General features: G+C 40.4%; 18 protein-coding genes. All 18 read right to left on the minus strand.

The window, feature by feature from the left end:
• Positions 1-8: 8 nt before the first annotated feature.
• The 18 genes from rplX to fusA all read right to left on the minus strand — a co-directional run bounded on the left by rplX (position 9) and on the right by fusA (position 13,195).
• Entirely contained in the window at positions 9-317 is a 309-nt protein-coding gene (gene rplX / locus EDX97_RS05435; RefSeq protein WP_128520172.1) for a 50S ribosomal protein L24, read from the minus strand.
• A 12-nt stretch (positions 318-329) separates the two neighbouring features.
• Positions 330-698, minus strand: a complete 369-nt coding sequence (rplN, locus tag EDX97_RS05440) for a 50S ribosomal protein L14 (protein WP_128520173.1) — start codon at positions 696-698, stop codon at positions 330-332.
• 20 nt (positions 699-718) lie between these two features.
• Positions 719-976, minus strand: a complete 258-nt coding sequence (gene rpsQ, locus EDX97_RS05445; protein ID WP_128520174.1) for a 30S ribosomal protein S17 — start codon at positions 974-976, stop codon at positions 719-721.
• Between the two features lie 13 nt (positions 977-989).
• Positions 990-1,190: a 50S ribosomal protein L29 gene (gene rpmC, locus EDX97_RS05450; RefSeq protein ID WP_128520175.1), complete on the minus strand. Its 201-nt coding sequence runs from the start codon at positions 1,188-1,190 to the stop codon at positions 990-992.
• The gene (gene rplP, locus EDX97_RS05455) at positions 1,190-1,606 is read right to left on the minus strand and encodes a 50S ribosomal protein L16 (protein ID WP_128520176.1); all 417 of its coding nucleotides are present in this window, start codon (positions 1,604-1,606) and stop codon (positions 1,190-1,192) included. Before rplP ends, rpmC begins: the two co-directional genes overlap by 1 nt.
• Positions 1,606-2,406, minus strand: coding sequence for a 30S ribosomal protein S3 (gene rpsC, locus EDX97_RS05460; RefSeq protein ID WP_128520177.1), 801 nt, complete (start codon positions 2,404-2,406; stop codon positions 1,606-1,608). Before rpsC ends, rplP begins: the two co-directional genes overlap by 1 nt.
• A gap of 10 nt (positions 2,407-2,416) precedes the next feature.
• Complete coding sequence (gene rplV / locus EDX97_RS05465; protein WP_128520178.1) at positions 2,417-2,752, minus strand: 50S ribosomal protein L22; 336 nt, start codon at positions 2,750-2,752, stop codon at positions 2,417-2,419.
• 14 nt (positions 2,753-2,766) lie between these two features.
• Positions 2,767-3,042, minus strand: a complete 276-nt coding sequence (gene rpsS / locus EDX97_RS05470; protein WP_128520179.1) for a 30S ribosomal protein S19 — start codon at positions 3,040-3,042, stop codon at positions 2,767-2,769.
• 19 nt (positions 3,043-3,061) lie between these two features.
• Entirely contained in the window at positions 3,062-3,895 is an 834-nt protein-coding gene (rplB, locus tag EDX97_RS05475; RefSeq protein WP_128520180.1) for a 50S ribosomal protein L2, read from the minus strand.
• 58 nt (positions 3,896-3,953) lie between these two features.
• Positions 3,954-4,244, minus strand: coding sequence for a 50S ribosomal protein L23 (gene rplW / locus EDX97_RS05480; RefSeq protein ID WP_128520181.1), 291 nt, complete (start codon positions 4,242-4,244; stop codon positions 3,954-3,956).
• A complete protein-coding gene (gene rplD / locus EDX97_RS05485; RefSeq protein WP_128520182.1) occupies positions 4,244-4,873 on the minus strand; it encodes a 50S ribosomal protein L4 in 630 nt (209 codons plus the stop codon). Before rplD ends, rplW begins: the two co-directional genes overlap by 1 nt.
• The gene (rplC, locus tag EDX97_RS05490; RefSeq protein ID WP_128520183.1) at positions 4,873-5,562 is read right to left on the minus strand and encodes a 50S ribosomal protein L3; all 690 of its coding nucleotides are present in this window, start codon (positions 5,560-5,562) and stop codon (positions 4,873-4,875) included. The genes rplD and rplC overlap by 1 nt, the downstream gene beginning before the upstream one ends.
• A 15-nt stretch (positions 5,563-5,577) precedes the next feature.
• Positions 5,578-5,889 carry a 30S ribosomal protein S10 gene (rpsJ, locus tag EDX97_RS05495; RefSeq protein ID WP_128520184.1) on the minus strand — a complete coding sequence of 104 codons (312 nt, stop codon included), beginning with the start codon at positions 5,887-5,889 and terminating at the stop codon, positions 5,578-5,580.
• 189 nt (positions 5,890-6,078) lie between these two features.
• Positions 6,079-6,669, minus strand: coding sequence for a hypothetical protein (locus EDX97_RS11855; RefSeq protein WP_221175892.1), 591 nt, complete (start codon positions 6,667-6,669; stop codon positions 6,079-6,081).
• A complete protein-coding gene (locus EDX97_RS05505; RefSeq protein ID WP_221175906.1) occupies positions 6,662-7,981 on the minus strand; it encodes a M18 family aminopeptidase in 1,320 nt (439 codons plus the stop codon). Before EDX97_RS05505 ends, EDX97_RS11855 begins: the two co-directional genes overlap by 8 nt.
• A 45-nt stretch (positions 7,982-8,026) precedes the next feature.
• Positions 8,027-9,460 (minus strand): APC family permease, encoded by a 1,434-nt coding sequence (locus tag EDX97_RS05510; protein ID WP_128520186.1) that lies wholly within the window; start codon positions 9,458-9,460, stop codon positions 8,027-8,029.
• A 382-nt stretch (positions 9,461-9,842) separates the two neighbouring features.
• Entirely contained in the window at positions 9,843-11,027 is a 1,185-nt protein-coding gene (gene tuf / locus EDX97_RS05515; protein WP_128520187.1) for an elongation factor Tu, read from the minus strand.
• A gap of 71 nt (positions 11,028-11,098) precedes the next feature.
• Positions 11,099-13,195 carry an elongation factor G gene (gene fusA / locus EDX97_RS05520; protein WP_128520188.1) on the minus strand — a complete coding sequence of 699 codons (2,097 nt, stop codon included), beginning with the start codon at positions 13,193-13,195 and terminating at the stop codon, positions 11,099-11,101.
• Between the last annotated feature and the right edge of the window lie 4 nt (positions 13,196-13,199).

Consider the following 13,199-nt stretch of genomic DNA (forward strand, 5'->3'; position numbering starts at 1 on the left):
ATACCCTCCTACTTTACTTCCGCGCCGGTTTTCTTGTAGACGCGAACTTTCTTTCCATCTTTTTCTTCCATGCGAATACGACTAGCTACTTTCGCTTTTTCATCGTAAAGCATGACATTGGAAACATGGATCTTAGCTTCCTTTTCAATAATTCCACCTTCAGGATCTTGTTGCGTTGGACGCATATGCTTTTTGACCATGTTTACACCTTCCACGATGACTTTGTCTTCTTTAGGGAAGGCTTTTGTTACTTTTCCGATTGTGCCTTTGTAAGCACCTGTAATGACCTTAACTGTATCACCTGTTTTAATTCTCACTGGGCACACCTCCTATAGTACTTCCGGCGCTAAGGATACGATCTTCATGTAACCAGCATCACGTAATTCACGAGCAACTGGTCCAAAGATACGAGTTCCTTTTGGCGTCTTATCAGCATTAATAATAACTAATGCATTATCATCAAAGCGAATGTATGTTCCATTGTCACGGCGAACACCATATTTAGAACGTACGATTACACCCTTTACAACATCACCTTTTTTAACGGATCCACCAGGAGTAGCCTGTTTAACAGTACCTACAACGACGTCACCGATATTTGCTGTTTTTCTAACGCTTCCGCCAAGGCAACGGATAACTAATACTTCTCTAGCTCCCGTATTATCAGCGACGCGTAGACGACTTTCATTTTGAATCATAGTTTCGTCTCCTCCTGATATTAAACACGAGCTTTTTCAACGATCTTCACTAAACGGTAACGTTTTGTAGCAGATAATGGACGCGTTTCCATGATTTCTACAATATCGCCGATGGAAGCTTCATTGTTTTCATCGTGTGCTTTCAATTTCTTAGAATATTCTACACGCTTTCCATATAATGGATGCGTTTTCTTTGTTTCGACTTTTACCGTGATCGTCTTATCCATTTTATCGGATACAACACGTCCACGATAAACCTTACGTGCATTTCTTTCCATTCAAAGATCCTCCCTATTCTTGACCTGCATTGGCACGCTCTGTCAATACAGTCTTGATTCGAGCGATGTCTTTCTTAACAGTTTTCAAACGAGCAGTGTTTTCTAACTGACCAGTAGCTTGCTGGAAACGAAGATTGAATAATTCATCTTTGAGTGTACTAATTTGTGCTTGTAATTCTTCATTCGTTTTTTCGCGAATTTCTTTAGCTAACATTATTTCACTTCTCCTTTTCTAGCAAAACGAGTCTTAACTGGTAGCTTATGTGCAGCTAAACGAAGTGCTTCGCGAGCTACTTCTTCAGGTACACCACCAATTTCAAATAAAACTCGACCAGGTTGAACAACGGCTACCCATCCTTCAGGAGCACCTTTACCAGATCCCATACGTACTTCAAGAGGTTTCTTTGTACGAGCCATATGAGGGAAGATACGAATATATACATCTCCACCACGTTTCATATAACGAGTCATGGCAACACGGGCTGCTTCGATTTGACGGTTACTAACATAGTTACCAGATTCAGCAACTAATCCATATTCTCCAAAGTCAATCGAACGTCCAGCTTTACTACGACCTTCGTAGCTTAAACGATGTGGACGACGATACTTTGTTCTTTTAGGCATCAACATTATTCGTTACCTCCTTTATCAGCAGGTGCAGCAACTTGCTTTGGTGCACGATTTTGAGGACGCTTATTGTTGAAGTTTTTACGACGACGACGAGGACGTTGTTTTGGTGCTTCTGGTTCTTTTACCATTTCACCAGGTAAAACTTCACCACGGCAGATCCATACTTTTACACCAACTTTACCATATTGAGTGGCTGCTTCTTCAATGGCATAATCAATATCACTACGAAGTGTATGTAGAGGTACGACACCTTCTGCATAACCTTCGGTACGAGCCATATCGGCTCCACCTAAACGACCAGAAACACTTGTTTTGATACCTTTGGCACCAGCACGCATTGTATTCTGGATGGCTTTTTTCTGCGTTGCACGGAAGCTACGACGAGCTTCTAATTGATCAGCGATCCAACGAGCAACTAAACGTGCATCTAAGTTTGGATTGGCAACTTCTACAACATTGATTTGTACATATTTTGCAGAAGTCATCTTTTCGATTTGTTTCTTTAATCCTTCGATGGATTTACCTTCCGCACCAATGACAACACCAGGATGTCCAGTACGAACGATGATCACCAAACGATTCTTACTACGTTCAATTTCAATACGTGAAATTTGAGGATCTGCTTTACGACGATCCACAGCTTTATCGGCTAATTTCTTATAGTATCCTTCGATATGTTCACGGATCTTCACATCTTCCATCAATGTGTCACCGAATTTTTTATCGTCTGCATACCATCTTGATTGCCAGTCGCGAATCACGCCAACTCGCATTCCAATAGGATTTACTTTTTGTCCCATAGTTGTCCTCCTATTCCTTTTCAGCCACAACTACTGTAATGTGACTGGTACGTTTATGAATAGCACTTGCACTACCTTTTGCACGAGGCATATAGCGCTTCATCGTGATTCCTTCATTGGCATAGCATTCTTTAACGTAAAGATTGCTTTCATCTAAATCTTCGTTATTTACAGCATTCGCAATTGCAGAATGTAATACTTTACCAACAAGATAGCCACCTTTGTTTGGTGTAAATTTGCAAATTGCTTCAGCTTCTTCTACGTCTTTTCCACGAATTAAGTTTAAGACAAGTCTTACTTTTCGAGGCTGAACACGTAGAGTTTTTGCAGTTGCTTTGACTTCCATCGTTTATCCTCCTCTTACGCCTTCTTGTCATCACCGGAAGTATGTCCAGTGAACTTACGAGTTGGCACAAATTCACCTAATTTATGACCAACCATATCTTCTGTAACGTATACAGGAACATGTTCCTTACCGTTATAAACCGCAAATGTATGTTCAACAAATGAAGGGAAAATTGTGGAACGACGACTCCAAGTCTTGATAACTTCTTTCTTTCCGCTTTCATTTAATGCTTCAACTTTTTTCATCAAATGATCATCAACGAAAGGTCCTTTTTTCAAACTACGACTCATTTCTCATTTCCTCCTTTTCCTACTTAGCATTACGACGGCGAATGATCAACTTGTCGCTTGCCTTCTTCGTCTTACGTGTTTTCACACCAAGAGCTTTCTTGCCCCAAGGTGTCATAGGAGACTTACGTCCAATTGGTGCACGTCCTTCACCACCACCATGAGGGTGATCATTAGGGTTCATAACTGAACCACGAACAGTAGGTCGAATGCCTCTCCAGCGATTACGTCCAGCTTTACCATAGTTAACTAAGCTGTAATCGCCATTTCCAACAGCACCAACTGTGGCACGGCATTCTCCTAATACACGACGCATCTCTCCAGATGTCAATCGCAAGATAACATATTTATCTTCAATACCTAAGATTTGAGCAGAAGCGCCAGCACTACGTGCCATTTGTCCACCCTTACCAGGCTTTAATTCAACGTTATGTACAATTGTACCTTCTGGCATGTTGCGCATTTCCATGGCATTTCCCACTTTGATGTCGGCTTCCTTACCAGAAACAACTTTCATTCCTACTTCCAATCCAGCAGGTGCGATGATGTAACGTTTTTCACCATCAGCATATGTCAACAAAGCGATATTCGCAGAACGGTTTGGATCATATTCGATCGTAGATACTTTTGCAGGAATATCATCTTTGTTACGTTTGAAATCAATAATACGGTATGCTTTCTTATGTCCAGCACCTTGATGACGAGTTGTGATTCGTCCTGTGTTATTACGTCCACCCTTGCTCTTCTTAGGGGCTAACAAGCTTTTTTCAGGTTTTGTTGCAGTTAACTCTTCTTTTGTTAAGCTTGTCATGCCACGACGACCAGGTGTCGTAGGTTTATACTTCTTAATAGGCATAAACTATATTTTCCTCCTTATCGCAATATTTATTCAGGAAATAGCGTCTTCTCCCTGATTATTCTTCACCAAACAAATCGATAGAATCGCCTTCAGCTAATTTAACGATTGCTTTGTGAACAGCTTGGGTTTTACCCATATAGCGACCAACACGACGTGGTTTTGATTTTGTGTTGCTCATATTTACTTTAACAACTTTCACGTTGAATGCTTTTTCCACTGCGTTGCGAACTTCAATCTTGTTCACACCCTTAGCAACTTCAAAAGTGACTTTGTTGTCTTCAGCCATCAACTTCATACTTTTTTCAGTGATAACTGGGCGAATAATGACATCTCTATAGTCTTTCATTATGCCAAAGCCTCCTCAACTTCTTTTACAGCAGCTGCTGTCATAACAACCTTGTTTGCTTTGACAAGATCAAATACATTGATCAAATCACTACGTAACATTTTTGCTTCTGGAATGTTACGACTTGATAAATAAGCATTGTTTGCATCTTCTTCTTTACCAACTACGAACAAGGTTTTCTTTGGTGCATTAATTGCTTCCATGATGCCAACAAACGTTTTTGTTTTTGGTGCATCTACATTGAATTGATCAATGACAGCAAATGCTGTTTCAGCAACTTTTTCACTCAATACAGAACGCAATGCAAGATTACGAACTTTCTTATTTACACGATAATGATAATCGCGTGGTACAGCGCCAAATACAGTTCCTCCACCACGGAATTGTGGGGCACGAATTGTACCTTGACGAGCACGTCCAGTTCCTTTTTGACGGTATGGCTTACGTCCACCACCGCTTACTTCAGAACGTCCTTTTGTTTTGGCAGTACCTTGACGTTTACCAGCAGCTTGCATAACTAATACGTCATAGATACATTGTTGATTTGGTTCGATTCCAAATACAACGTCGTTCAATTCGATTGAATCAACGACAGCTCCGGTCTGGTTAATTACATCGATCTTAGCCATTATTGAGCCTCCTTACTGCTATAGTCGACCAAAGTAACTGGTTCGCTATTTCCTTTTGAAGTCTTCGCAGTACGAATCATCACGAATCCTTTCTTAGGTCCTGGCACATTTCCTTTGATCAATACATAGTTGTTTTCAACATCAACCTTAATTACTGTCAAGTTTTGGTTTGTGGTACGATAACCACCTTCATGACCGGCCATGACTGTACCTTTCATGATACGTCCTTGACGAGATGTAATACCATTTGTAGCTAATGAACCAATGTGACGAATGTTCTTTGATCCACCATGACTACGAGGTCCTTGATGTGCATTGTTACGCACGATCGTACCTTGGTATCCTTTACCCTTGCTTGTTCCGATGACATCGACTGTTTCACCAGCTTCGAAGATATCGGCCTTTACAAGATCGCCAACTTTTACATCTAATTCACAATCACGTACTTCACGGATGAAGCGTTTAGGACTTGTGTTTGCTTTGGCACAATGTCCAACGATTGCTTTTGTTGTATTTTTTTCTTTGACTTCATCAAAGCCTAACTGTACGGCATTGTATCCGTCAGTTTCTACTGTCTTCACCTGAAGAACAACATTTGGTGTAGTTTCTACTACAGTTACGGGAATTAATGTACCGTCTTCTGTGAAGACTTGCGTCATTCCTAATTTTCTTCCTAATAGTCCTTTCATTCTCAGACACCTCCATTAAAGTTTAATTTCGATGTCGACACCACTAGGAAGGTCTAATCGTTGTAACGAATCAATCGTTTCCTTTGATGGTGCAACAATCTCAATCAAACGCTTATGCGTACGAATTTCAAACTGTTCACGTGAATATTTGTATTTATGAACAGCACGTAAAATTGTTACAACTTGTTTTTCCGTTGGTAGCGGAACGGGACCAACTACTTTTTTAGCTCCGTGTTTTGTCGCTGCTTCGACAATTTTCTTAGCACTATCATCAAGGATGCGGTGCTCATACGCCTTAAGGCGAATTCTCATTGTGTTGTTTGCCATGTTAACTCCTTTCGTTTATTCTAGATAAACATGCTCCATGCGAATTACCTGACGCCACCCATGACAACGCTTTTCAGTGGGTCAGCAACCTCGCACTTCTTCGCAGTGCGGGATGATATTACCATGTTTCATGGAGGGATGCAACCTCTTTTTTTAGAAAAAAAGGCGTTAAAAAAAGCGCATATTGCGCTAAAAACTCTGAAAGATCTTTTCTAGTTTTTTCTTTTGGATCACAAATGAAATGAATAAGAGGATCAGACTGAAATCAAAGACAGGTGGAAACAAGAATTTCAATAAGACACATAATACAAATGAAGCCCCATCGATCATCTGATACCATCGTTTCGTATCCACATATTGATCGATCAAACGATATTTGATATGTAGATTTCGCACCAAGAGTACCAAAGCAATGGCACCTACGATCGCATCCACACTGAAATTGACCACAAAGGATCGTGTGATCACAGCGCGTAAGAAGAATAAAAACAAGGTAGCCATCATCACGATCACAATGCTCGCAATCGTAAATTTATTTTGATCATCATGAACCCTTTGTTCTTTGATCTTTTGATACGCATCCGTACGCATCCATGATCTGATTTCCTTTTGTCGATTTGCTTTCCGTTGCATATGCGGATGTTCAATATAATATTGCACCAACATATTCTTTTGTGCATTGGGGATACGCATCCCATCGATCGTATCCAAAAGCTTGCGACTTTCGGTATTCCAATCAACGGATAAGGATGGATCCAACCACTTCCATTCTCTACTCATCAAATGTCACAGTATCTGCTTCTTCAATCATTAAATTGGCATTGAAGAACGCCTGCAAAGCATCAATCGCATAGCTTGTATCCTGTACCCCGGCTGTTTCGTAACTGGAATGCATAGCCAATTGTGGCAAACCAATATCGACCGCATGCACACTTACTTGCGTATTGGATAAATTCCCTAAAGTGGATCCCCCGGCCATGTCACTGCGATTCGCAAAGGTTTGTACCGGAATATCATGTTCTTTGCATAGATATGTAAACAAAGCACGACTAAAGGCATCGGTCGTATATTTCTGATTGGCTGCTTCCTTGATCACGGGACCTTTATTCATCATCGCATAATTCACGGCATCGGACTTATCTCCATGATTGGGATGAACTGCATGCGCATTATCACAACTTACTAAGAAAGACTTAGAAACGGCTTGATAATAGGCATCGGCATCTTTGCCTAAAGCACTATTGATACGCGTCAGGACATCATGTAAGAACGTCGACATAGCGCCTTGCTTGGTATTGGAACCGACTTCTTCGTTATCAAAGCAACAATATACATTGATACCGTGTACATTATGGGCATGAATAAATCCTTGCAAGGAAACAAAAGCACATTGTAGATCATCCAATTTTGGCGACGAAATAAATTCATCTTGATAGCCCCAGACCACTGGATTTTGACGATTCACCAAAAATAAGTCTTTTGCTAAAATTTGTGAAGGTTTCACTCCCAATTCCTTGGCAATCATTTCATCAAAAGCTCCTTTTTTCAAGGCTCCGGTTGAAAACAGTGGACATAGATCGGTCTTATGATTAAAAGCATATCCTTGATTGATGTCACGATTCATATGGATGGCTAAACTTGGAATCAATAATATATCTTTATCTATATATAATAGTTTCGATTCCATGGCATGTCCCTTTTGAATCAAGACACGACCGGCTACGCTTAATGGACGATCTAGCCAAGTATAATCGATCATTCCGCCATAGCCTTCAACATCCAAGCGAAGATATTCATTGGGCCCACTCAGTTCGGGTACACTTTTTACTTTGAACGTTGGCGAATCGGAATGTGCAGCACTCATTTGAAAATGATAATTGTCAAGTTCTTGACCAATTGTAAAGGCAATAATGCTCGAATGATTGCGAGTTGTATAATATTTACCACCTTTTTCCAATGTCCAAGATCGACCTTCTGCTAGATACATAAATCCCTCATTTTCCAGATCCGTACGAATGGTTTGGATCGTATGGAACATGCTTGGACTTGATTGAATAAAATCAAATAATTGTTGTGAAATTTCCATATATATTTTCCTCCTAAAAAAGAGAAACCTCGCGGTTTCTCTTGTACGGGCTTATGCCGCTTCTTGATCTTGACGTTTGCGAATCATTGGCAAGATCACACCTAGAGCAACCAATACCACTGGCGTGATCACGTTCAAGGCCATGGTCTTGGCATCTGGAGAGTACATTCCCATGATACAGCAAGCAAGCGTTAAAATGAAGCAGAACCATCCAAAGAAAGCCGCCGTTCCTTGGCTTTTCACAAAACGATAGGAACGAGGGAACTTTTCGCTTTTGCGACGTAGCATGATATAAGCAAAGAAGACCCACAAATAACGGAATGGCATACATACCGAATTCAATTTATTTAATTGAGCTAATACACCAGCAGCGCCTGGCATAGCGATTTGTACCAAGATAATTGCACCCGATAAGATCACAACCATCCAAATACCATTGATATATGCACCATATTTATTTTGTTTCAACAATTGTTTTGGAACATATTGACGAGCATTTTTATCATCCAACAACATACGCAATGGCGCATCAATGCTGACAACCAAAGTAGAAAATTGACCAATCGCATTACATGCTGCATAAACCATCATCAAAGCATTGCCAATACCATAATATTGTCCTAACTTTTCAAAAGCCCAATAAGAACCATTGGCAATATAAGCCGTTTGACTATCCGCCGAAGCAAATACAACTTTTGGATCAAACATCATACCCATCGCAATCGTACCAAAGATTGCACAAACCATGACCATGACAGCCGCAAAGATCATGCTCTTAGGGAATTCTTTCGAGGCATCGCCTTCCATTTTATTGACATAAGGGGAAATTTTTTCAATTCCACCTACCGCAAAAACCAAGATGGATAAATTTGTAAAGTACGTCAAATCAAAGGTAGGAATGAGTTTGTGTAAGCTAAAATCCAAATGGACATAACCGCCACCTGGATTGATGGCAGGTGCTGCAAACATCAAGATGATGTATAGGATACTCATCACAAACATACTACTTCCGGCAAGAGTAGCTAATTTTTTCAATGGGTTCAAACCACGGCTAGCGACCCAACAGAAAAATAAGAATACAGCTAAAGTAGCTAATTGTACATATCGAGTTGGGAAGGTATCGTAGGTTTCCGCATTTTGGAAGATCATCCAACTCAATGCTTTCAAACCGCCAGAACCTTTGGATGCGATGTACGTAACGTGACATGCCCAATAGGTCCAACCTGCATAATAGGCTAATTTTGAACCGGTGGTTTCCTGTACCCAGGAAGTGACACCTCCACCAAGGTCTTTGAAGGCAGATCCCAATTCACCAACCATCAAAGCATACGGAACAAAGTACAACAAGAACATCCAAATCCATGAAAAAATGACTTGGGTTCCGTTGAAGTACATGTAGCCATTGGCAACATTTCCAAATCCCCAAAGAGTGGAAAAGCACATGAAGGCAAGCATGTACCATTTGATTTTCTTTTCAGAATCCATGATAAATGATAATACTCCTTTTCTCTTCCTTCTTGTCCACCCAAGCATGTGTTTGCCCGTCAATAATTAACACCTGTTCGCTTGTAGTGTTCAAGTAACGTGTTTATTATTTCATATGTAAAATGATATTTCTACTTTCATTTATTTACTTGTATTTTTATTATTCCTTACATAATTTTCATGTTTCTTATATGTAAGCGCATACCTAAAGCAATTTTATATAGATTGCACATGCGATTGAAACAAGCATTCATGGAATTTCATTAGACAAATTCTGAAAATTGTTGTGCACTTTTTTGCACATATCCACCATTTAACCTATTGATATTTGTAAAAAGACACAAAAAAAGGAGATCTTTCGATCTCCTACATACGGTTGAAATTAACCTAAGATTTCAGTGACGTTTCCGGCACCAACTGTATGTCCACCTTCACGAATAGAGAAACGAGTTCCGTTTTCCAAAGCGATTGGGGCAATCAATTCTACATACATTTCAACGTTATCACCAGGCATTACCATATCCGTTCCTTCTGGAAGAGTGATAACACCAGTTACGTCAGTTGTACGGAAGTAGAATTGAGGACGATAGTTCGATACGAATGGTGTATGACGTCCACCTTCATCTTTTGTCAATACATATACTTGTGCTTTAAATTTTGTATGTGGATGAACAGATCCTGGAGCAGCTAATACTTGTCCACGTTGGATTTGATCACGTGCGATACCACGAAGCAATGCACCGATGTTATCTCCGGCTTCTGCAACGTCCAAAGTCTTGTGGAACATTTCCAAACCAGTGATAACTGTCTTTTGAGTTGGTTTGATACCTACGATTTCAACTTCGTCGTTCAAATGTGCTTGACCACGTTCAACACGTCCTGTAGCAACAGTACCACGACCAGAAATTGTCATAACGTCTTCGACAGCCATCAAGAATGGTTTATCGATATCACGTACTGGATCTGGAATCCAAGTATCTACAGCATCCATCAAATCGATGATTGATTGTTCAGCTTCTGGATCGCCTTCCAAAGCCTTCAATGCAGATCCACGGATGATTGGAGTGTTGTCTCCATCAAATCCATATTCGTTCAATAATTCACGAACTTCCATTTCAACAAGGTCGATCAATTCTTCATCATCAACCATGTCGCATTTGTTCAAATAAACAACAATGTAAGGTACACCTACTTGACGAGCCAATAAGATGTGCTCACGAGTTTGAGGCATAGGACCATCAGAAGCAGCTACTACTAAGATTGCACCATCCATTTGGGCAGCTCCTGTGATCATGTTCTTTACATAGTCGGCGTGACCTGGACAGTCAACGTGTGCGTAGTGACGTTTTTCAGTTTGATACTCAACGTGTGCCGTATTGATTGTGATACCACGTTCTTTTTCTTCTGGAGCACCATCGATTTCATCATAAGCTTCAGCTTTTGCCATACCTTTTTTTGCCAAAACACTTGTGATGGCAGCAGTCAAAGTTGTTTTACCATGGTCAACGTGACCGATAGTTCCAATATTAACATGGACTTTACTTCTGTCAAATTTTTCCTTAGCCATTTTGCTAAATCCTCCTATTTTTTTATACTTTATATCGAATTAATTGTAATTCAAGTGTGTTTGAAAAGCAACTAGTTTTCGCTAGAGTTCTCTTCAATGATCTTCTTAGAAATGCTCTTTGGAACTTCTTCATAATGATCAAATTTCATCGAGAAGTTTCCACGTCCTTGTGTAAAGCTACGCAAGTCTGTTACATAACCAAACATTTCAGCCAATGGAACCATAGCACGAACGATTGTGGCATTTCCGCGTTCTTCTTGATCCGTAATGGATCCACGACGACTGGAAACATCACCCATTACACTACCTAAGTATTCACTTGGTGCGGTAATTTCAACAAACATGATTGGTTCCAACAATACTGGATCACATTTCTTAGCAGCTTCACGCAATGCGAAACTTGCAGCGATCTTGTATGCCATTTCACTGGAATCGACATCATGGTAAGATCCATCGAACAATGTTGCTTTGATATCGATTACTGGATAACCAGCGATCATACCATTTTGTAATGCATCTTCCAAACCTTCTTGGGTTGGTTTGATGTATTCACGAGGGACACTACCACCAACGATAGCATCTACGAATTCAAATCCTTTACCTTCATTTGGTTCAAATTTGATCCATACGTGACCATATTGTCCACGACCACCAGACTGACGAATGTATTTACCTTCACAGTCAGCTGCTTTACGAATGGTTTCACGATAAGCAACTTGTGGTTTACCAATATTTGCTTCTACTTTAAACTCACGACGCAAACGGTCAACAATGATATCCAAGTGTAATTCACCTACACCGGCAATGATTGTTTGTCCAGTTTCTTCGTTAGTATATGTTTTGAAAGTAGGGTCTTCTTCTGCCAATTTCTGCAATCCCAAGCCCATTTTGTCTTGGTCGGCTTTTGTCTTTGGTTCCAAAGACATTTCGATAACTGGTTCTGGGAATTCCATAGATTCCAAGATAACTGGTGCATCTTCTGCACACAATGTATCACCGGTTGTCGTTACCTTTAGACCAACGGCAGCGGCAATATCACCAGCATATACTTGATCAATTTCGTGACGTGCATTGGCATGCATCTGTACGATACGTCCAAAACGTTCACGTTTGTCTTTACTTGAGTTTAATACATAACTTCCGGCTTTGGCAGTACCAGAGTAAACACGGAAGAATGATAATTTACCAACGAATGGATCCGCTGCAATCTTAAATGCCAATGCGGCAAATGGTTCATCATCACTTGGATGACGTTGTACAGGGTTTCCATCTAAGTCTGTACCATTGATAGAAGGTACATCTACTGGACTTGGTAAATAATCAACGACAGCATCCAATACTTCTTGGACACCTTTATTTTTATAAGCAGATCCACACAATACAGGGAAGAAATCACCTTTACATACGGCAATACGTAATACACGTTTGATTTCTTCAACAGAAGGTTCTTCACCTTCCAATACTTGCATCATGAAATCTTCATCGTAATCAGCTAAGTATTCCAATAACTTGGTACGATATTCTTCCATTTGATCTTTTAGATCATCTGGAACAGGACCTTCTGTTACGATACGTCCATAATCTCCGGAATAATGGTAAGCAGTACGTTTGATGATATCAACGATACCTTCAAAATCGCTTTCTGCACCAATTGGCAACTGAATAGGGCAAGATTTTGCACCTAAACGATCAATGATCGTGTTGCATGACATAATGAAGTCAGCACCTGTCGCATCCATTTTATTAACGAATACGATACGAGGTACACCATATGTCGTTGCTTGACGCCAAACAGTTTCTGTTTGAGGTTCAACACCTGCTTTGGCATCCAATACTGTTACAGCTCCATCCAATACACGCAAAGAACGTTCTACTTCAACGGTGAAGTCCACGTGACCTGGTGTATCGATGATATTGATACGGCATTCATGACCGGTGCCATCTAATTTTTTCCAATGGCATGTAGTGGCAGCAGAAGTGATCGTGATACCACGTTCTTGTTCTTGTTCCATCCAGTCCATTGTACTTGCACCATCATGTGTTTCACCAATTTTATGGTTAACACCCGAATAATACAGAATACGTTCCGTGGTCGTCGTTTTACCAGCATCGATGTGAGCCATGATTCCGATATTACGAGTATCTTCCAAGGCATAATCTCTAGGCATATTG

It is taken from the genome of Absicoccus porci (genome assembly GCF_003725415.1).
Lineage (GTDB): Bacteria > Bacillota_I > Bacilli_A > Erysipelotrichales > Erysipelotrichaceae > Absicoccus > Absicoccus porci.